At 44.6% G+C, this 23,066-nt stretch carries 11 protein-coding genes; 9 read left to right on the top strand and 2 right to left on the bottom strand.

What is annotated here, in order from left to right; genetic code table 11:
* Positions 1 to 228: 228 nt before the first annotated feature.
* On the top strand, positions 229 to 1,266 hold the full coding sequence (locus tag AAC852_RS12180) for an IS630 family transposase (RefSeq protein WP_340619667.1): 1,038 nt from the start codon (positions 229 to 231) through the stop codon (positions 1,264 to 1,266).
* Here AAC852_RS12180 and AAC852_RS12175 read toward each other — a convergent pair.
* Together AAC852_RS12175 and AAC852_RS12170 are read right to left on the bottom strand one after the other, a co-directional pair.
* Entirely contained in the window at positions 1,263 to 1,772 is a 510-nt protein-coding gene (locus tag AAC852_RS12175; RefSeq protein WP_340621279.1) for an IS630 family transposase, read from the bottom strand. The genes AAC852_RS12180 and AAC852_RS12175 overlap by 4 nt on opposite strands.
* 32 nt (positions 1,773 to 1,804) lie before the next feature.
* Positions 1,805 to 1,957, bottom strand: a complete 153-nt coding sequence (locus tag AAC852_RS12170) for a helix-turn-helix domain-containing protein (RefSeq protein ID WP_340621276.1) — start codon at positions 1,955 to 1,957, stop codon at positions 1,805 to 1,807.
* A gap of 671 nt (positions 1,958 to 2,628) precedes the next feature.
* Here AAC852_RS12170 and AAC852_RS12165 point away from each other — a divergent pair.
* From AAC852_RS12165 to AAC852_RS12130, 8 genes are all read left to right on the top strand, one after another.
* A complete protein-coding gene (locus tag AAC852_RS12165; protein WP_340621275.1) occupies positions 2,629 to 7,761 on the top strand; it encodes an SDR family NAD(P)-dependent oxidoreductase in 5,133 nt (1,710 codons plus the stop codon).
* A 54-nt stretch (positions 7,762 to 7,815) separates the two neighbouring features.
* A complete protein-coding gene (locus AAC852_RS12160; RefSeq protein WP_340621274.1) occupies positions 7,816 to 8,076 on the top strand; it encodes a hypothetical protein in 261 nt (86 codons plus the stop codon).
* 1 nt (position 8,077) lies between these two features.
* Positions 8,078 to 8,347, top strand: a complete 270-nt coding sequence (locus AAC852_RS12155) for an acyl carrier protein (protein ID WP_340621273.1) — start codon at positions 8,078 to 8,080, stop codon at positions 8,345 to 8,347.
* Positions 8,344 to 9,411 carry a cupin-like domain-containing protein gene (locus AAC852_RS12150; protein WP_340621272.1) on the top strand — a complete coding sequence of 356 codons (1,068 nt, stop codon included), beginning with the start codon at positions 8,344 to 8,346 and terminating at the stop codon, positions 9,409 to 9,411. The genes AAC852_RS12155 and AAC852_RS12150 overlap by 4 nt, the downstream gene beginning before the upstream one ends.
* Before the next feature lie 129 nt (positions 9,412 to 9,540).
* Entirely contained in the window at positions 9,541 to 9,945 is a 405-nt protein-coding gene (locus AAC852_RS12145) for a DUF1801 domain-containing protein (protein ID WP_340621271.1), read from the top strand.
* 30 nt (positions 9,946 to 9,975) lie between these two features.
* Complete coding sequence (locus AAC852_RS12140; protein WP_340621270.1) at positions 9,976 to 10,851, top strand: ACP S-malonyltransferase; 876 nt, start codon at positions 9,976 to 9,978, stop codon at positions 10,849 to 10,851.
* 209 nt (positions 10,852 to 11,060) lie between these two features.
* Positions 11,061 to 21,119 (top strand): SDR family NAD(P)-dependent oxidoreductase, encoded by a 10,059-nt coding sequence (locus AAC852_RS12135; protein WP_340621269.1) that lies wholly within the window; start codon positions 11,061 to 11,063, stop codon positions 21,117 to 21,119.
* A 104-nt stretch (positions 21,120 to 21,223) separates the two neighbouring features.
* The gene (locus AAC852_RS12130; RefSeq protein WP_340621268.1) at positions 21,224 to 23,056 is read left to right on the top strand and encodes a phosphopantetheine-binding protein; all 1,833 of its coding nucleotides are present in this window, start codon (positions 21,224 to 21,226) and stop codon (positions 23,054 to 23,056) included.
* Positions 23,057 to 23,066: the final 10 nt, after the last annotated feature.

The following is a 23,066-nucleotide window of genomic DNA, read 5'->3' as shown; positions in this document are numbered from 1 at the left end:
TATTAATGAGTCCAAAGAACGTTTTCTAATTGTTGATAAAAAAAGGATTGAAGAGTACTTAATGGAATAATAAAGTAAGTCCTCAAGAGAAATTAATTGCAAATTGGTCACCATAACCGGCTAATAATGTATTGATCTCATGTTCCATGGTTTCCTGAGTCCAAGTGATATACCAATCATCATTGAAGATGCTTGATTTCTTATCCGAATCAGATCATGCTTGCAACCATGAAAATTCATCTGACACCAGACCAAAAACACGCCCTCGAACTGATGCATGATACAACGCGTGATGGACGCGTTCGCGACCGCATCAAAGCGGTTCTTTTGGCTTCCGAGGGCTGGACTGCTCAGATGATTGCTCAGGCCTTACGTATTCATGAAAGCACTGTCAGTCGTCATCTGAAAGATTATTTCAGTCAGGAAAAACTCGCCCCTGAAAATGGCGGTTCTGAAAGCCATCTGTCTGCCCGGCAAACCGCTGAACTGGTGGATTATTTGACGGTGAATCTGATGCATACTACCGCACACATTGTGGCCTATGTCCAGGCACGCTGGCAGGTTTCGTTCACCGTGGCCGGGATGACCAAATGGCTTCACCGTCAAGGGTTCAGTTACAAGAAGCCGAAAGGGGTTCCTCATAAATTTGATGCGGATAAACAGCAACAATTTATTGAGGCCTACCACGCCCTGAAAGACGAATTCGGTCAGAATGAGCCGATTCTGTTTATTGATGCTGTGCATCCCTCACAGTCTACAAAATTAAGCTATGGCTGGATAAAATCAGGGGTAAAGCACGTCAAAATGATTGAAACTACAGGCAGCCGTACCCGACTCAACATCATGGGCGCCCTTAATTTACAGTGTATTGAAGAGACTATTATTCGTGAATATCCGAGCATTAACGCGGAAAATGTGGCGTATTTTTTCGGTGCCATTCGAGAAACCTATCCGCTTTCGCAGAAAATTCATCTCATCTTGGATGGGGCGGGTTATCACCGTACCGATTTGGTGAAAGATATCGCCGAGATCCTCAACATTGAGTTGCATTACTTGCCACCTTACAGTCCTAATCTCAATCCCATAGAGCGATTATGGAAATATATGAACGAGCAGGTGCGTAACAATGTCTACTTCGCCACACCGAAAGTGTTTCGCGAGGCAATTCACTCCTTTTTTCGTGTCACACTCCGGGAAAAAGCGGGTGGACTCGCTTGTCGATTGAATGATAATTTCCAGATTTTGAAACCGGCATCTTCAAGTTAGATTGGTATAAAACGTCGCCAATGGTATTTAGCCTCCCTCCAGACGATTTCAATCAGATTCAGTTCTGGACTGTAGGCGGGAAGGTGAAGTAAAAACAGGTTGTGCTCTCGTAACCAGAGACTTTTAATTTTTTCATCGATCCCATGTTGGATAGGGGCATTGTCTAACACGACAAATGTCAGGCGATGATCGCCTTGTTGGGCGACCTGCGCTAAAAAATCAATGACATCATTCCGCGTGACACTACTTGATGTTATCTGATAAAACAGGGTGTTATCAGTGTAATTTAGCGCACCTAGCACTGACCGTCTGACCGGGTTTTGCGGCTCGGCTTCATGGGGCTTACCTCGTGGACTCCATCCGTATTGCACCGGTGGGGAGGCGGAAAAACCGGCTTCATCAAGATAGACCAGCCGATAATGACCTGACCGTGCGCCCGCCTTAATTTTATTCAATAAAGCGGCTTTTTCAGTAAACTCCGCGTCATTGCGTTTTTTTAAAGACAGGCGAGCTCGCTTATAGGTTAACCCCTGTTTTTTCAGGGTATTAGCCAGCGTCTCAAGCGTACATGGCCCCTTAATAATCCGGCTATCCCTGAATCATGCCAGGCGTGAACCCAGTCATAGATAACTCTGAGACTACATCCTATCTCCTCGGCGATCTGGCGGGGTTTGATGCCTCTGGCAAGCATGAGCAAGCCCGTTCCTCGCGTACGGATGTCCCGATGTCTGTGATTCAAAGCCAGTTGTTGTAATGTAGACGTTCAGGTTCAGACAGTGTGATATTCGATTTCATAAGAATAGGTGGTAAGTCATCGGATTACCGATTATAACACCAATGCAGATAGTTTGTCTGGTCAACTTATATTATTTAACTGGTTAGATTGATTATTAAAAATAACATTCCTTTTGAATGAAAGTTTCTATCACTTGCCATGCATTTTTATGATTTGGAATGCTATAACATTTTTCGGCTTAACCTTTTAAAAAGTATGAAATGTCAGATTGGATTATTTTTATACGTTGGTATAATGCGGAAATTGTAAAAACATATTTATAATAAAAAATATTATAAATATCTTGAATGCCTGCAACTTTCTTTTCTATGCTCTTTCATATCTTCTGTTTTATGATAGTAACGACAAACCACATTAACCAGTAATAAAAAGTAAATTTCTAAAAAAAATACAATTATTGGATTCATGAATTTTAATCAAAATATTAATTTACCAGCTGGATATAAATAATTTTATAATATGCTCATTTTTGAGCATTTTTATTTTAAATAGAACTTATAGTCTCTTATAGATAGATGATTTTTTATATTTGAGAGAGAAAAAGTTAAAGAAAGAGGGATACGTGCATGCATGACAGAGAAAAAATGGCTATTGTGGGGATATCTTGCCGTTTCCCTGGGAGTTATAACCAAGAAGCATTTTGGAAATTATATCAAGAGAAAAAATCAGCGATTGTTGAAATACCTGAATCCAGATGGTCTGTTAGTCAATATTACTCGCCACATTTTGAAAAAAATAAATCTGCAAGTCGTTGGGCGGGTTTGGTAGAAAATTTTGACCGTTTTGATGCTCCTTATTTTAATATCACGCCGCGTGAAGCGGAGTTAATGGATCCTCAGCAGCGCATTTCTTTGGAATTAGCGGTTGAATGTTTAGAAGATGCGGGATATGGTGTTTCTGATGTGAAATCTGCGGATATTGGTGTTTTTCTGGGGGTGTGTAACTTTGATTATAAAGAACGGCTGGAAAAATCCATAACGAATATTCAAGGGCATCTTTCAACCGGAACGTATACTACGTTAATTCCCAATAGAATCTCTTTCTATTTGGATCTAAAAGGTCCTAGTGTTCCTATTGATACCGCATGCTCAAGTTCTTTGGTGGCACTTTCTTACGCCGTGCAATCTATTCAGACGGGTGATTGTGAAGCGGCTTTTGTCGGGGGAGTGAGTTACCTATTTAGCCACACTTACTTTGTTGCCTTTTCCCAAGCCGGGATGTTGTCCAGAACCGGAAGTTTAAAAACGTTTGATAAACAAGCGAATGGTTATGTTCGCGGAGAAGGCGCAGGCATGCTCCTGATAAAACCGCTCGAAAAGGCGTTAGCGGATAACGATCGGATCTATGGTGTGATTGATGCAGTGGCCGTTAATCACGGTGGAAGTGTTGCGACGATCACGTCCCCTAATGCCTATGCTCAGGCGAATGTCATAAAAAAAACGCTTCAGAAAGCCAATATTTCTGCCAATTCAATTTCCTACATTGAATCTCATGGTACGGGAACCCCAAAAGGCGATCCGATTGAGGTTAACGGATTAAAACGTGCTTTCCGCGCCCATGCTAAAGAGTGTGGAGAAACATTAGGTACCGCTTATTGTGCATTATCAGGTTCCAAAGCGAATGTTGGACACCTTGAATCGGCTTCGGGCATGGTAGGTTTGATTAAAGGCCTGCTTTCTATTCAGAAAAAACGCCTATTACCGATGCCGAATTTCACTGAATTAAATCCAAAAATTGATTTGGAGGATAGTCCCTTCCGTATCCTGACGGAAGAGTGTGACTGGCAGCCAGCAGAAGGAAAAACGCGGCGCTTTGGTGTCAGTAGTTTTGGATTTGGTGGTGTCAACGCTCATGCAATTGTTTCTGAATATCAGAATCAGAAAGTCTTTAAGCCGGAACCGACGACACCTGTGTTTGCATTTTCAGCATCCTCAGATAAGTCATTAAGAGCCTATGCGTTGTTGATTTCGACGTTTCTTCAAAACACACCGACCGCCTCAGTGAGTGATTGTGCTTACACCTTAGCCAGAAGAACGAATCTGCCACACCGTGTCGCTTTTATCTATCACACCCGGCAAGAGTTATTGGGGAAAATGATCGCTTTTGCCAATGGATTAGCGGCTGAAACACTCCCTGCCAACGAATATCCGGAATATGAAAACGTGGCTGCCTGGCTGAACAGAGAACGGGATAGTCTAAAAGATTTATTTTCAACAGGTAATGACCATATTACTTACGTTCCGCCTTATCCTTTTCAGCACAATGCCTATTTTCCTGATGAGCTTAAAACGACACAAAATGAAATAGTTGAAAATAAAATCATCAGAGATGAAAAACAGAATAACGCCACTGACCTGTACCAGATTGAACCGTTATTTTCCTCCATTGCCTCTTCTGATGATGAGCTAAATCATGAGAAAAACAGGGCACCTGTTATTTTCTCTATGCTGGATGAAAAGCAATCTTCCGTATTGAAAAAACAGGTTTCACCTGAGCGATATTTTGAACTGCCCCAATTACCCAATGATGCGTCAGGGAGTGATTGGATTAACTGGTATTTACATTTTCTGGGGCAACTTATCAGAGCCATTGAATTAACAAGACCTGGCTCATGGATATTATTATCTGATCGAGAAAACATCTGGGCAAATACACTCTATGCGCACGCCCTATCATTGGAAAAAGAGTTCGGTTTACCTTGTGGCTGGTATCAACTCCACAATGTCACTGTTTCACAACATATAAAACAATGTTTAACGCTGTTGCAAATGCCGGTATCGAGTTCTTTCTGCCGACGTTTGAATCATGATGAAAAGGGATCACCGACTCTTCGATTAGAAGCTTTACACTATCACGTAAGTGCATTTCCGTCAGAGTCAGCACAACAATCACTACAACATTGTGAAGCGCTATTGGATTTTAAACCGACAGTATTAATCAGCGGAGGTGCCGGCGGTCTCGGGCAAGTATTTGCCAAATATTTAGCCAATACGTTTGATGCAAATGTTGTGATCATGGGTCGTCGAAAGCGTAGTGAACTGCCTGCGGATTATAAAACATCAGAAAAAGGCACGATTGAATATATTCAGGCGGATTGTTGTGATCGTCAGGCACTCACCGCGGCCGTTGAACACATTGTCACTCAATATAAAAACATCGATCTCATCATACACAGTGCAGGAAATATTGATGATCGCAGTATGTTTTTAAAGACAGAACAGCATGTCAGGAACATTGTTGAAAGTAAGGTCATTGGGTGTGAATTGTTGGATGAACTCACCGCTTCACTGCCCGTTAAACAATTTATTGTGTTTTCCTCAATAACGGCGCTGTTCGGGAACCCCGGGCAAACGGATTATGCCGCCGCGAATCATTATCTCACCGCGTTTGCGCATAACCGAAATAAGCAACAATCGGCAGGGCTGCGAGCCGGGAGAACGACGGTGATTTACTGGCCTTACTGGCTGGATGGCGGCATGAGAATCAATCAATCAGCCGTGTCTATGTTACAGGATACAACGGGTACTGATCCTTTGTTAATCGATGATGGCATCCGGATTTTTAATCACGCGCTGATGCATCAGCCCGCAGAACTCTGTGTTGTGGCGGGTGCGGGTAAGAAAATCGATGCAGTGCTTAATCGCCGGCCTGTACGTCAGTTAATATTGAAAGACAAGCAAGAGCGGATTTCCGCCATTTTGTCGGTGATTACGGAGATAACCGGGTTACAGCCAGAAAATAGGGATTTCAAAACGCGCTTTTCTGATATGGGCATTGACTCTATTGCGATGCAGGGGATCTCACGGGAACTCAGTCAGGTAACGGGTTTGACGATAAACAGCGTCGTTTTGGCGCAATATTCTAGCATACATGCTTTGGCAGCGTATCTGAGCCAATACGCTGAAAAACCGCATAATGACGACGATCTTCTACAGAAGAAGCCTGAACATCATACCTCTTCACAAATAGACGTTGATGAAAAGGATGTGGGCGTCATTGGCATTGACTTACGTCTGTGTGGCACTGAGCAGTGGCGTGATTCCTGGCCATTGTTCAGCCAGAAAATCCTGGCGCCTGACATTTATCCTGAATCACGCTGGCAGATGTTACCGGATGAATTAACCCGAAACATCGAAAGAGAAAAGATACAGGGATATTTCATGAAGGACAGTCTGGCCTTCGACTATAAATTTTTTGGCCTGTCTCGCCGGGAAGCCATGTTGATGGATCCCCAACATAGAGCACTGATAGAAAGTGTCTGGTCTGCCATCACTGATGCGGGTTATTCACCTGAACAATTTAACCAACGAAAGACGGTTGTTTTTGTTTGTATTGATGCGAATGATTACGCATTAATTGCTGAATTTGATTCATCAATCGATGAGTTCTCAGTGGGTGCATCAACACCTTATTTGTCTGCCAATCGATTATCCCATTTGTTTGATTTCAAAGGGCCCAGTGAAACCCTGAATGTTGCTTGCGCGAGTGTTTATTCCGCTGTCGAAAAAGCGAAAGCATTAATCAGTTCAGGTGTTGTGGATCAAGCGGTTGTCGCCGCTGCGCAAATCAACTTATTACCTTCTCGTTTTACCGCATTGCAAAAAAGAAACCTGCTGAGTGTGGACGGTATGGTTAAGCCTTTTGATAAAGATGCGCACGGGTTTGTTCGTAGCGAAGGAGTAGGCTGTATCCTGCTAAAAAATCTGAAATTAGCGGTGGCGGATGGCGACGAAGTCTTAGTCAAGGTAAAAAGTGCAGCAAGCTGGCACGGAGGGCAGGGGGATTCCTTCACTGCACCAAACGCCTCTACCCATATGAATGTCATGGAAAGCGCGTTTAAAGCGGCACAGGCGGATATCGAAAAACTGCAATATGTTGAAGCGCATGGTATTGCATCTCATGTCGGTGATCTCAGTGAAGCCGATGCCATTGCCGCGTTTTTATCACAGTCAGCGCGCGCATCCTGTGTGGTTAGTTCAATGAAGTCGAACGTGGGGCATCTTGAGGTGTGTTCCGGTATTGCAGGATTTGTACGGACAATACTGGCGATGAAACACCAACAGATACCGGGTATTTCTGAATTACATGCGCTGAATGAAGATATTGATAGCAACCGGCTACACATCAAAAATACCAGTCAGCCCTTTAATCAGCCTGAAGGATTAGTGGGTTTACTCTCCTATGGATTAGGCGGCGTTTCAGCATTTGTCCTTTTAGAACCTGTTACCGATCACGCTGAAAACCGACTTATTGAAGATAACGAACACTGGTTCTGTCTGTCGGCCAATAATATTGAGTCATTAAAACGGTATGTGAATTCAGTCATAGAACAGATCCACCAATATCGCCATATCACACCACTCCCTCAGCTAATATCGACATTACGGTTTTATCGTAAACATTTAGATGTGCGATTGGTGGTGAAAGTCAGCAGTTATGAAGAACTGCTTGATAAATTGGCGGCATTTTTGGCAGGGCAGAATGTGGATGAATTACAGACCTCTATGAACGGTCAGGATGATGAAATGCTGGCAGCATTGCCAGAAGCATTACATCAATGGTTAAAGAAAAAAAGCGGTGATGAAGCGATCATCCCCCCCATGAATAAACGGAGTTTCTGGCCGAAATATCCGTTCGATCACTCATCACCGCTTTATATTGTGCCAACGAGGGAAAATGCTGGACTGAATGAAAAATAAAATAATTCAGAAGGGCATATTATTAGCAATAAATAACTGTGGAGAACGTAAGTTATGGATAAAGTCGAAGACTCAGTCATAAATATACTCAAAGAGATGATGGCAAAAGCCGTGATGTTCGGTTTGTCATGCTCTGAAAATAAAATGCAGGTCAGCATTCTGGATGATCAGAATGTCGATATCGTATCGAAATTAATGTCGTTATATGAATCGACAAATCACTTTCTGACCGTCGCGGGAATAGAGAAATCAGCCGATGAAATACTCCCGTTGTATAAAGAAGTTATATCTCAACTTCCGGAAGCGAGACTTTGATATGGCCAATTTAGAAGAAATATTGTTAGAAGAAATTAAAGGTTTTCTCAGCAGGGAAGTGATGACGGCGATGTATATGACAGCCGATGAGTTAGATCAGGATGCTTTATTTTCAAGCTATGGTTTGGAGTCAATCACGTTGGCAAAAATAGTGGTGAACATTAATAAGCAATTTCTGACTCAACTCTCTGTACAGGATATCTTACCGTATCAGAGCGTTAATAAGGCAGCTAACTTTATTCACTCCATACTTGAGGAGAAAGTATCATGACAACATTATATTCAAATTATGATTATGTGGATCTGCCTGAAAAAGAACGTCTGGAATATGAGCGCATCTTTTTCTTAAGAAACTTTTTCTTAAAGCCGGATTTGTTTCAGAACGAATTAAAACAAGCTGAACAAAATATGGCATTTGCATTACCGGCTTTAGAATCCGGCTATTCAGAAATAGAAACCTATGAACCGGGGGAGCTAACCTGGCAGAAATTGGCTCAGATCTATGCGGAAGATATTCGTCCTATTGTCATTAAAGGATTTGCCTCCTCTTTCCCTTGCGGGCAGCTATGGACGCCAGAATATTTCCGGGATAATTTCGGCGATTTTCAACTGTGGTATTCGACAACAGAAAAACTGTTTGAAGAAGATGGAACCTCGCTACGTGATTATATCAATGGCGTATTAAAGGGGGATATCAGCCGGGCTTATCTTGAAAACTTAAGTGATATCTTTAATAAATATCCGATCCTGCATCAACAAATTGGGATTGACCGTATTGATAACTTCTTAGGTGATTTTGCCTCATATCACAAAATTGCCCAGCTTTTCATCGGCGGTTCGGGTACTGGTGCGGTTTACCATTGTGCTAATGAGCTGAATTGCTTCCTGAATATTTATGGCCGTAAAGAATGGATATTTGTTCACCCTAAATATTCTGCGGCTATGTATAGCTCCATATTTAATAAAGGGATCTTTGTGGGTTCATTTGTCAAACATAATGCACCGGTAAGATATTTAGAAGAACATCAGCCTCTTTATAACCGTATTCCTAAACTGAGAATTACATTAGAACCGGGGGATATGTTAATTAATCCGCCGTGGTGGTGGCATGCAATTAATAATCAACCGCCTGTATCCATTGCCATTGCTTCCCGCTGGAAGATTAAAATGCCTTACCAACATCAGAATCCGCTCTATGAATTTGTTCAATCTCAAAGAATGGAAAGACTAACGTTGGAAGGGAAGCAAATGTCTGATAATGATGTTGTTGTCCCTGACAGTGAATTACGTAAAAAATATGTCTCTTATAAAGAGATGGGATGGGTTGGGAATTGATTGCTAAAAGTGACCTGTCTTTTGGATAAAAGTCATAAACCGTAATATCATAAGGTTTATTCTTAATCCAAAGACCGTGTTGTGTGAGATAGCCACAATGCACAAATTAACAAACAAGGTAGCAATCTTATGAAAGAATTTCAGAGTCAAGACGTTCACTCAGTATTTGATCATTATCCTGAGCGATATCAAAAATTATTATTGACGATAAGAGAATTAATATTTGACGTCGCAGCAAAAACGGAAGGCGTTGGTTCAATTACTGAGACTCTGAAATGGGGGCAACCCAGCTATCTGACTCTCGAAACAGGATCGGGAACCACCGTCCGGTTAGATCGTTTCGGTCATTCGCATGTGGCTATCTTTTTTCACTGCCAGACTACACTGGTTGATACATTCAGAACCCTTTTTCCCGAACTGACTTATTCAAAGAATCGGGCCATTGTTTTAGACCCGGAAAACGATTTACCAACAAATGAGCTGAGTATATGTATTGAAATGTCACTCACTTATAAGTTGAGGAAAAAAAGATAACAACTGCATTTAGAAAACAGGATGTAAACAATGAAAACATGTACTGTCGCAATGTTTCCCGGACAGGGGGCCCAGTTTCAAGGCATGGGACGCAACCTGTTTGATAAATATGAATATCACATGAGGCTCGCACAACAGGTATTGGGGTATTCACTCGTTCAGGTATGTGAAGGTGAACCCCTGGTGCTTAACAGAACTGAATTCACTCAGCCAGCTCTGTTTGTCATTAATATTCTCCATTACTTAGACAGCCTGGAAAAACACGGGACAGGCGCTGAAATCTTTGTGGGCCATAGTCTGGGTGAATATTGTGCTTTGTTTGCCGCGGGTGCGTTTAGTTTTGAAACGGCGTTATCGATTGTTCAGGAACGAGGCCGATGTATGGCTCTTTGCTCTGAGGGAGCGATGGCTGCTGTTATTGGCCTTAAATTGGAGCAGGTAGAATCTTTATTAGCGGATTCTGAATTGCATGATTTAACCATAGCCAATTTTAATTCACCCACCCAATTTATTATTTCAGGTGATCAATCTGAATTATCTCAATTTCAGGAAAATGTATTAAAGGCGAAAGGTATTTTTCATCCTTTGCAGGTGAATGGTGCATTTCATTCGAAAAGAATGACAAGTATTGCTGAGAAATTTAAAAACTTTCTTGAACGAGCTGAGATTTATTCACTGAAAGCCCCGGTATTATCAAATGTGACAGCGGATTATTATCCATTGAATAATCGGGAGAAATTCATCGATTTATTAGTTAAACAATTATCGTACCCTGTGCTCTGGCAACAATGTATGGAAAAAATCTATTCCGATAAACCTATTATTGGTTTTGAATATGGGCCAAAGCCGGTAGTGGGGCCATTAGCCAAAAAAACATTAGGTGAGCATATTACATTGATGAATTAATTCATTTTTTAAATTAAATAAATTTAATTTTATCTGTGATAACAAATTAATTCGTTATCACGGTGACCACTACTCTTAAAACGCTTATTTGCACAGAGGTTTATATTTTTACTTTGTGCGAATGGGCTGGATTTATTCGTTTAAAAGACATTTCGTTTAAAAGAAAAGATTTTTTATTGTTTGCCAGAATACAAAGAGGAGTGTTATTGATGGAATATTCTATCATCGGCGTAGCTGCACAATTCAGTGGAGGTTTGTCATTGTCTCATTATTGGCAGACGTTGGTTGAAGGCGGCTCTTTGATGGGTGTTATAAACGAAGAACGCTATCAACTTAATAATCGCCAAACGCCGGTTAAATGGGGGCTTAGGGAAAAGATACGCGGTATGTTTCTTGAAGATATTGATAGCTTCGACAGACATATTTTTCCTCTATCGGGTTCTGCCATTATGTTTGCAGACCCACGGCAGAGATTGTTTCTACAAACCTGCTGGCAACTTCTTGAAGATGCCGGGTTAGCCGCATCAACGCTGGCAGGCAAGAAAGTGGGGGTATTTGTTGCTCAAGATGGCTGGTATTTAAATTCTTATGTTGACAGAATTCCAGATGAACATAAGGAAAGTCAGGAGTTTATTGTGCCGGGGAACGATCCCTGTTTTCTGGCAAACCGGGTCTCTTTCTTTTTTAACTTCAATGGCCCATCCATTGTGGTTGATACAACCTGTTCAAGCGCTTTTGTCGCTTTGGATATGGCATGTCAGGCACTGGAAGATGGCGATTGTGACTACGCTATTGTCGGGGGCGTTTCGCTGTTTTTAACTCCCTGGAAAGCGGGAGAAACCACGGCGACGCCGTTTGAAACCAGCGGAGAGGATATCCACAGTTTTTCTGAAAAGGCTTCAGGATACCGAACCTCAGAAGGGTGTGCGGCTTTACTGTTGCAAAGAAACAGCGATGAAGTCAACCAACGCCACCATGTTTATGGTATAGTGCAGGCCAGCGGCCATAATTCGGGCGGTAAAACCAATTCCTTTGCCCAACCCAATAAAGAACAACAAATCAACCTGTTCCAGACCGTATTAAAACGAGCGAACCTTTTACCTGAGCAAATTCACTATGTCGAAGCGCACGGTGTTGCGTCTCAAATGGGAGATGCGATTGAAGCGAATGCTTTAGTGGATGTTTTCGCCCGCTCACAGAATGCTGCACCCTGCTATGTGAGTACGGTCAAACCCAATATTGGCCATAACCATGCCAGCTCCGGGTTTTACGCCATCATCAAGGGGCTTATGGCATTCAGGTATAACCAGATCCCCCTGATTCGCGGGCTGGATAAAGCGGAATTAAATGCCGATGTTCCAGCCGATACTCAGGGAATTCGGTTCCTGACAGAGACAGTTGACTGGCCGCAATCTCAGGAAGGAACACCCCGGCATATATTTTTCAGCAGTTATGGGTTCAGTAACGTCAATGCGGCCATCGTCCTGCGGGAACCCGATAACCCGCCTGCCGCCAAAATAAGCCCTTTGACAGAAACAGTAACAGAAAAGCCGGTATTGGTTTGTCTGTCTGCAAAAAGTGATGCGCAGCTTTACCAACAGGCAGCCAACCTATGTAAAACGGTCAGTAAGCCGGATTTTACCGAGAACTTCAATCTGCATGAACTTGCCTGGACACTCAGCACAGGACGAGAAGCGTTTACGCATCGTTGGGCCACGCTGGTTTCGTCAATAGAACAACTCCGGTGTGTATTAGACGCGTTTATTGCATCTCCAGAAAAACAATACCCAGAAAAACAATATCCAACAATTTATCTGGGACAAAATGCACGGGCAGAGGCATTAACGGCTCAACACGCTGAATTTGACGTAGCAGCAAATAATGGGTTTCCGACCGAGTCATTAGAAACCGTCGCGAAATGTTGGGTTGCCGGTGTTGATATTGACTGGACGCGGTATTGGGGCGGTGCGGAATGGCGGCGTATTCCTTTACCTACCTATCCGCTTGCCAAAGCGCGTTATTGGGTGCCTGAAGGTGAAGTCAGCAGGCTATCGCCACAGGAAATATCGTCTCAGAAAGGGGCCAGCCAATTTATCCATCCGTTTGTCCACCAAAATACCTCTGATTTTGCGGAACAACGTTTTAGCACCACATTTTCCGGTGAGGAATTTTGCCTGAAGGGGCATGTGATTCACGGTATTCGCGTGCTGCCGGGAGTCGGGCATTTAGAGCTGGCCCGCGTGGCTGCACATCACTCTTTCGGCTCAACACCAAATTCCTCGTTAGCAGAGCAGGAAAAAACCGGGCTGACGCTGAAAAATGTCGTTTGGGCGCAGATTATCGGTGTCATTGATGAACCTCAGCGGGTACATATTCGTTTTATCAATCATGGCAATGGCGAAGCAGGCTATCAGTTATACAGCCGTGCAGAAGAAGAGACGATCCATAACACCGGCGTCGCGACACGAAAAGCACTTACACCGGCCCCAGTCTATGATATCGACAGCCTGAAATCCCGGTATCTGCAAAACGCCTATTCTCCTAAACAATACTATGACATGTATTACGCGCTGGGCTTGTACATGGCTCCAGACTATCAGGGTATTGAGGAGCTTTATGTGGGAATGGACCACGTCCTGGCAAAACTGTCGCTGCCTGAATCTCTGGCGCCAACCAGAGAGCAGTTTGTTTTGCATCCTTGTTTAATGGATGGTGCTCTTCTTTCATCCGTCGGGCTTTTAATGCGTTTTGGTGATCTCAATCGACCCATTCCACCCAAATGTTTAATCCCTTTTGCACTTGATGAAATCGAATTTCATGATGAAGAGTCCCAATTACACTGGGCGTGGATCAGTTATAGTGCGGACAGCAGCGCCTCGGATCCTTTCCCGAAAGTTGATGTCGATTGTTGTGATATTAACGGCAAGGTGTGTATCCGGTTTAAAGGTTTCAGTTGTCGGGGATTGGGTGCGCAGTCTGCACCACCGGCAGAGGCTGAACCTTATTTATTACAGCCCCAATGGAAAAGCCAGACGTTGCCTTCTAATACTGCGTTACGTGCTTTCATCAAACGCATCGTGTTCCTGTGTGAATTAGAGAATCTTCAATCTGAGCCGGTTATGTCAAATACCGACACCTGTGAATATATTGTATTGCCAAAACTTATTTGTGATCCAAAACCCTGCCATGACGAAGCACAGTTAAAAAGACAACAAAATGTCATCACACTCTGTAAAAAAATTGATGAGATTATTCATCATTCCCCTGCAGAACCCGTGCTTATTCAGTTGGTCTTGCCGGAAGCCCTTCCTGAATATGCCATTGTGACCGCGCTATTAAAAACAGCCTATCAGGACAATGCCAATCTGCTTAGCCAGACGATTTATTGTGATGGTGATGATAAAGAGAGACTGGCTGAGAAACTGTCAGCGGAAACTTCACAGATAAAATATGACACCGTCCTGTGGCAATCGGAGGAACGCTGGGTCCCGCATTGGACTCACTGGGCACCTGAAAACGGTTCTCCTGAAAAGTTAACACCGCCGTGGAAAGAAAAGTCGGTTTACTTAATTGTTGATGAAGACGGCAGTATGGGGCGCGTGATTGCCAGAGATATTACAACGCATACCGATTCAGCCATTGCTCTTGTTTTAAGTGAAACAGGTTTGAGTGAAGCTGAAAAGAACCAATACCAAATCACAATAGCCTCAAAGACGACCACGATTAATGACGGCGTTATTTGTCTTGAGGCAGCCACATTAGCGGCGCTTGTTAGCCGAATTGAGCAAAATTTTGGTGCACTGCGGGGCGTATTTTTCTGTTTGGGTCAACGTTCTCAGCATGCAGAGAACCAAACCTTAAGTTCAATACTTGAACGTTATCAGGGACTGTCGCTGCTGGAAAACGCGACTCAGGATGCATTGCTTGATTTCTTCACGGTACTGACTTACCGGGATGGCGTATTAGGCTGTGCTGAACATCCTCTGTTTTCTGCCTATTGTGCCGCAGTCAATCACTTTGTTCGTCACCGCCAACAGAATCCTGAATCAGCACAGTCTCAAAAACAAACACTGTCATTGATCCTGCCTCAATCTGACGGAGCAAATGAGGAGGAATTTATTCGCCATATGACGCTTCAGTCTTTGTATCAGGCACTGCATGAGAAATTCAGTGGTGAATTGATGCTGATGGAAGGGGGCGTGATAGAGCGTTTCAGAGCGGAAATGTTGGGCATTCGTCCCTATTATGAACCCAACTTCCCGTCGAATGCAGAAAATAACGCCAATTCATTCGTCACTCAGGCCAGTCAGTCTCAGGCATCATCGGATCTCAAATCTACCGCGGTGGATTTGATTAAGCGAGTTGTGAGCAAGGCGGTAAGCCTTCCCTTAGCCGAAATTGATGAAGACACTGGTATGGAGAAATATGGAATAGATTCCATTTTATCCATCGAGATGACGGAAGCACTGGAACAGAATTTCGGTGTCCTTCCAAAGACCCTGTTTTTTGAATATCTCACCATTTGGGAACTGGCGGCTTATTTTGTTAAGCATCATCACCCTGTTTTACTGGAGCGGTCGCAAAACATTCCACAAAACATGCAGCCAACATCAACGGCAGCGGGCTCCCGCCTGCCAGTGCAGCCGGTTACCAGCAGAACAGAAGACCTTGCTGTTTCTCAGACAGGCAAGGTGACGGATACCACAACCGAGTCAGATGACATTGCCATTGTTGGTTTGGCCGGACGTTTTCCTCAGGCAAGAAACATGCGTGATTTCTGGCAGCTCCTGAGAGAAGGGCAAGATTGCACTACCGAGATCCCTTCTGAACGCTGGGATCATTCACGCTATTTCGACATGGATAAAACCAAACGAGGCAAAACCTATGGTAAATGGGGCGGTTTTATTGAGGGTGTTGATGAATTTGATCCGCTGTTTTTTAACCTGTCTCCCCGCGATGCTCGTGTAATGAGTCCGCAGGAACGGCTATTTTTACAATGCGCCTATGACACCATTGAGGATGCGGGATACAGCCACAGAACATTAGGTTCCCGTGACTGGACACGGCTACCCAAAAAGATGGGCGTATATGTGGGGGTCATGTATGGAGAATACGAGTTTTATAGCATAGAGGAATTGGCAAAAGGGAATGTGCTTGAGCAGTCTATCGTGACAGGCAGTTTTGGCTCAATAGCCAATCGGGTATCGCATTTCTTTAATATCAATGGTCCCAGTCTTGCGGTCGATACCATGTGTTCTTCCTCACTGACGTCAATTTATCTTGCCTGTCAGGCACTCAGACAGGGTGATATTGAGATGGCTTTGGCGGGAGGCGTCAATGTTTCTATTCATCCTAATAAATATTTAATTCTGGGACAGTCTAAGTTTTTGTCTGATGAGGGACGATGCCAGAGTTTTGGCGAGGGAGGAACCGGGTATGTTCCGTCAGAAGGCGTGGGTGCGGTTTTATTGAAACCGTTGACGAAGGCGATTGAAGATGGTGACCACATTTATGGCGTTATCAAAGGTATCGCCGTTAATCACGGGGGTAAAACCAACGGTTACACTGTCCCTAATCCTATCGCACAAGCCGACGTGATTTCTCAGGCCATCCAGTCTTCCGGGGTGCATCCGCGTGCCATTAGCTATATTGAAGCGCATGGAACCGGGACTTCACTGGGGGATCCTATTGAAATAGCTGGTCTCAATCGGGCATTTCAGCCATTTTTACAAAGGAACGATAGACAAGATAATGACCCACAGGAGAACGCATTCTGTGCCATCGGCTCCGTAAAATCCAATATGGGTCACTGTGAAAGTGCGGCGGGTATTGCGGGCGTCGCCAAAGTGCTCATGCAAATCAAGCACCGTCAATTAGTACCTTCTTTACACAGCCGTGAATTAAATCCCAATATCGATTTTGACGCCTCGCCATTTTATGTGCAGCGTGAACTTGCAGATTGGAAAAGGCCGCTGTTGGGTGAGATAGCCCAAGAGCACCCCAGAACGGCAGGAATTTCATCATTCGGTGCCGGAGGAACCAATGCTCACTTGGTTGTGCAGGAATACATTCCGGCTAACGACTTAAATTCCATCAAGAATACCGACTGGCCAAAATGGGCGGTTATCCCTCTATCGGCAAAAAATCACGAACAGCATCGTGAATTGGCGCAAACCTTATCACAGTACCTTAGAGAGCAGGCGAAATGGTGCTCAGAAACATCCAAAGCAGAATATCTGCATAGCCTTGCCTATACCTTGCAGACAGGGCGGGAAGAAATGGAAGAGAGAGTCACCTTTATGGTCGATTCCCTTTCTGCCCTGATTGATAGCTTAAAAGCATTTTCCCTGTCCTGTTTACCCTCAACACCTTTCTGGATGGGACGAGTAGAAAAATCTAAATCCACAAAACAGTTAATGACGCCCGTTTATGCCGGGAAAGATCAGCATGAAGCGGAATATGAGCAATTAAAACAGATCGCCAGCGCCTGGACTCAGGGGCATCACATTGATTGGCAGGGGTATTACCAATCCCTTCCTGTACGGACAAATCGCTTAAGTTTACCGACTTATCCTTTTGCCCGGGAAAGATACTGGATACCGGAATCGGAAACTGAGGCAGCGGTTTTTCCTGCCTCAGTGGTAGAAACTAGTTCAACGGAAGAAATGACCTCAACGGTGTTTTATACATCGGGTTGGGAACGATGCGATATCCGTCAGAATACGGCGTATGCAATGAAGCCCAAGCGCACCGACTTATTTGTGATTGGGAACGTCAATGAAACCTCACTGACAGAGCTGACTTCGTTAGCGGGTGTGGAAAATATCTATTATCTTCGCGCAGAGCCTGATCTGCATCCCAATAGGCAATATTCAGTCTCTTTATCTGACCTTGTTTTACGATTAGTGGATTATTGTCAGCAGCGCATTCGCGCTGGTCAGGTATTACCGGAATGCATCGAGGTTTTCGCCCCGTGGGAAGATAACGGATTGCCTTATCGCGCTTTATTGGGGGCACTCAGAACCCTCAGCATGGAGTTTCCTGCGGTACAGACGAAACTTATTTTGGATGCCGCACTGGACAATGCAGACGGTGAAACCTTCTGCCGACATGTGGAAAAAGAACTTCTTTCTTCAGATCAATTTTCGTCAAATCAACTTTCTTCAGCGGTGTGCTATCAGGAAACAGGGCAGCGCTTTGTCTGGCGTCAAAAAGCGGTAGAACCGACCGCCTTAATGCATCTCCCGTCTTTGTTTAATCATGCATGCCGGACGATTTGGATTACGGGTGGTCTGGGTGGATTGGGATACCAGATTGCGCAATATATCGGTACAAAAACGGGCGCACAGCTGGTGTTATCGGGGCGTTTCGTCCTCGATGCCGATAAAGCAGCGCAACTGAATGCGCTAAGAAAACGCGGAATAAAAGCCGAATATGTGCCATGCGATGTGAATAACCGCGCAGCACTGGAAAAAACCATCCTGCTTATTCGCCAACGTTTTGGTGCTCTGCATGGTGTTATTCATTGTGCCGGTGTTATCCATGATGCTCTGATTATCAATAAAACAGAGGAAGAGATTGACCGAGTAATCGCCACTAAGGTATCGGCGGCCTGTCTGCTGGATGAAGTGACCCAACACGAACCGCTGGCATTTTTTGTCATGTTCTCTTCACTCGCCTCTCTGGGAAATATCGGCCAGATAGACTATGCAGCGGCAAACGCCTTTCTGGATACGTTTGCTGAGTATCGTGAAGATTTAGTTCAGCGGAAAAAAAGAAGCGGGAAAAGTCTGTCAATTAACTGGCCTCTTTGGCAGGAAGGCGGCATGAACGTGACGCCGCGAGTAGAAAAACACATGTTTGATACCTTTGGTATCGTCCCTCTGGATACACAAACCGCGCTGGAAACACTGGAAATCGCGCTTCGTTCACCGTTCTCTCAGTTTGGTGTGATGAAGGGCGATGCTCAAAAGATTGGCAATTACCTGAGATTCTCTGATGGTTCTTCTCCTGTTACACCGCTGTCCGCATCAGATAACGAAGATTTGGATATCGGGTTTGGTGATGAGGGTATGGATTCTGCCAGCCCGAATGCATCAGATAAAAGTGAGTCAGATAACTCGGCAGATACTATTGCGGATATTGTTGCCGATATTACTGCCGGCAAATTATCCGAACTATTGGGTATGCGTAGCGAGGCCATCGATATTCACCGGCAGTTTGGTGATTATGGCATGGACTCTGTCGGGCTACTTGAGCTGGCTGAATATATTAATTCCCGCTTTGAGGTCACGCTGTCACAGGCGAGCTTTTTAGAGTTCAACACATTAAACCGTGTGGCAGAACACTTGATACAGCTGTTGCCAGAACCGACCCTTTCAGCCACGTCTGACATTTTGCCCTCTGACACGTCATCTTCCGACATGCCACTGTTAGCAGCAATGCCTCCAGCCCTTGTCACCGTGCCCTCTTTTGCCATTGTGGGTTATGACTGTACGTTTCCGGGGGCTAAAAATGCGGAAGCGTATTGGCAGAACATTGTCCAAAAAGCCATTTCTATTCAAGGGATCACGCAGGAAGAGTGGCAACAACGCCACATTCTCACCCCTTCCGATAAGGAAGAAGCGGTAAAACGCATGCAGTCATCCGGTTTTTTACAGGATATCGATCAATTTGATGCTGAATTCTGGGGAATTGATGCAGAAACGGCAAAACAGATAGATCCGCAGCAACGTCTGCTTATGCAGTGTATCTGGCGATGTGTTGAACACGCGGGTTATGACCTAGAAGACCTCACACAGCGTAAAGTCGGGTTATTTGTTGCTGTTGATTCCACTGACTACAAGTCACTGATTAAAGACCATTCTCTGATCAACAACACCGGAAAAAGTGGTGGATTACAGGCGGGTCTCAGTCTGGGCATGATGGTGAATCAGATCTCCTATTTCTTCAATTTTACCGGCCCGAGTGAAGTGGTGGATAACGCCTGTGCCAGTGTGTTTGTCGCGCTGCAAAAAGCCCGACAGGCGATTCTACAGGGTGATTGCGACGTGGCAATTGTCGCGGGAGTTAAAGTCATCCTTGATTTTATGGAGTTTTATATCCGGGATCAGGGCGGCATTCTCAGCCAGTCAGGAAAAATGGCGCCTTTTGACTACACGGCAGATGGCTATATCCGGGGGGAAGGCGTAGGCGCCGTCATGATTAAGCCTCTGGAACAAGCGCGTCTGGCACATGATCCTGTCCGCGCCATCATCCGGGGTGTCGGGGTTTCTCATAATGGCCGGAGTGCCTTCTCGTCGATGGCACCGAGTGTTGAGAAACAGGAAGAAAATATCAGAAAGGCCTACCAATCCGTGGGGCTCGATCCTTGTTCCGTTGACTACATTGAAGCTCACGGCTCTGCAACTCAATTTAATGATGTCAGTGAAGTTGCGGCTTTTAAAAAGGTTTTTTCAGAAAATCAGGCCGTTTCACATCGTTGTACCGTCAGCGCAGTGAAAGGCAACATCGGTCATCTGGAAGCCGCTTCTGGCATGGCCTCCCTGATTAAAGTGATTTTGGCCATGAAGCATGGGGTCATTCCACCGATTGCTTCTTTCTCTCAATTACACCCTTCGATTTTTATTGAGAACACACCCTTGTTCTTTCCGTGTGAGCCGGTTCTGTGGCAGCAAGCCAGTTCAGACAAAACACAGCCAAGACGAGCCGGATTGAACTCGATTGGGATCACGGGGGTCAATGCGCATGTCATTTTGGAAGCTCCTGAACAACCCGCGGTGCCGGTGCTTTCCCAAAGGAAAGAACACGTTCTCATTCCTATCTCGGCAAAATCCGAGAAAACCTTAAAGGCGTATCTGAATCAGTGGCTGGATTATGTGCGTCAGGAAAAATCAGCCCGCCATGATAACGCCATGACATTAAGGAATCTGGCTTACAGCGCCCAAACCGGTCGTGGGGATATGCCATTCCGCACGGCAATCATTGTCAATGATTTAGAAAAACTCATCGCGACGTTGGAATGGATTATCGCAGGAGAAAACGGAACACCACCAGCGGGTGCGGTTGCGACGGGCATCGTTGCTCCAAAAAGCCGCTCTGACAAAAAACAGGTTTCATTTTCCACCACATTACCCGTGTTGAAACAACTGGCGGACGATTGGGTCGCAGGTGCCTGTATAGACTGGCGGTTTTTTGCTCAGGGTCACGGGGTCTACGTTGATATTCCCGGTTACCCGTTTGATGAACAGCGATATTGGTTCCTTTGATGAACCCATTTTTAGCATCATTTTTTAGAACCATAAACACGCAAATTGACGCCGTTATCCAAGATAACGGCACAACGTACGGAATTGAAAAAGGAAGTAAAGAGATGAATGAAGTCAATGAAAAAAATAAGTTATTGGAATCACTGAAAACCATAGCGAAAGAAATATTGCAGCAGAACGGTGATATCAGCACTGAGGCACATATTCAGGATCTGGGATTTGATTCCAAATCGCTGGTTATCTTTACGGATAAGATTTCCGGTGTTCTGGATGAAGAAATACATCCCGGTGTGTTATTTGAGTTCACCACGCTGGATAAATTTGCTGATTATCTCATGATCTATCAGACATCAGCAGCGAAGCGGTTTTTGACCGCTTTATCCTCACCCACATTAACAGAGGAAACATTAACTGCGGGAAAGGCGTGTGTTTCTCAAGGGAATGAGAACACCTGTCAGAAAACCTGTTGCTCCAAAAATACGGACGACCCCACCTATATGGCGGGAATGACCCGAGGTATAGAACAAAACCTCCCGGTGATTATGGGGGGTGGCATTGCAGGTATGCTCATCAGCTATCAGCTTATTCAGGAGAAGATCCCGCATATTATCGTTGGTAAGCCGGAAATCGGTGATATGCCAAAACTGGGTGAATCAATGACGGAAGTGGTGAGCATTGAATTTGCCCGCCGTTTTAAAAATCTGTCCCGCCATTTCTACCCCAAAGAGTTCACGCCATTTTTTATGGGGGAATTAGTTGCCGGGCTGCGGTTCCATTTTTTCGAATCGCTGGCTTCGCTTTTTATGGAAGAAGATATTCCTGAGTATTTTATTCATATCGACAGGCTCGGATTTGATAAGGCGCTGTATGAGGAAGTTATTGCCGCCCCTGAGTGCATCTGGGTTGAAGCTTTAGTCGAACATATTGAATATTCTGAGGACAGCGACAAAGTTTCATTACTTCATCTGTCAGATGGACAAATTATTCAACCTTCTTATGTGTGGGATTGCACCAACTACATCCGTTTATTAGGGCGCAAAATCGGGATTCCCTATACCGAGCTGGACAGCCGCCGGCAAGTGATTTTTACCCATTATTATCAAAAAGCGGGCAGCAAGCTTTGTGATTCCAATGAACTTCCCTGGATGCACGCGACCTCATTGCTGAGTGCAGATGAAGAGTTTGATCAGCTAAAAGGCGTTTCCTGGCTGATACCGCTGGGCGATTATGTTTCCGTTGGTATCAGCATGTTGCCTGAAGATGTGAGAGATCGCACGGCGGAAGAAATTATTGCTTTGCTGACAAAAGCCTACCAGAGACGGGGATTAGATTACTCAGCACATTTCACCTGCCGCCGGGAAATCGTCAGTCTCCCGACCCAACATTTCATGTATGAACGAGTTACCGGCAAGAACTGGGCGCTGGTTGGCGGAAGTGGAATCAGTACGTGGTTTACCTCCGGTTCAAATTTAAGTATCGCGACCCTGATGTCCTCAATCGCGTCAAAAATCATTCAATCCCCGGAACTCTATGGAGACTATTACACCACGCATGTCCGCGGTTTTGCGAAAACACAGACGATTTATGACGTTTTCATGGAGTCGAACATTGGCGCCGTGGATGCGCTTAAGTTTTTAAGCGGCGTGGTTGAACAGGCAAGAAGTCGCATCACGTCTTTCTTCCTGCTTGATGAAATAGAGGGAAAAACCAGCGGAACAGTGGCTCGTGAGCTTTGGCAGGAGAATACCGCCATTGATAAGGAATACTTCGATTTTCTAAGACAGATCGCCACCCATGCCCGTCCCGAAGATCGTCAACAACAAACGGATTTGATATTCCAGAAGCTCATGCAGTTGAAGTCAATGGAACATCAGGTACGACTGCCTTACTTAAAAGACAGCAAAGTAAGACAGGAAAAACCTCAATTATTCATATGATTATGTGATG

The sequence above is a fragment of the Xenorhabdus siamensis genome (assembly GCF_037996745.1).
Classification (GTDB): Bacteria; Pseudomonadota; Gammaproteobacteria; order Enterobacterales; family Enterobacteriaceae; genus Xenorhabdus; species Xenorhabdus indica.
Note: the sequence above shows the minus strand (reverse complement) of the source record. Positions and strands in the feature narration are given on the sequence as shown.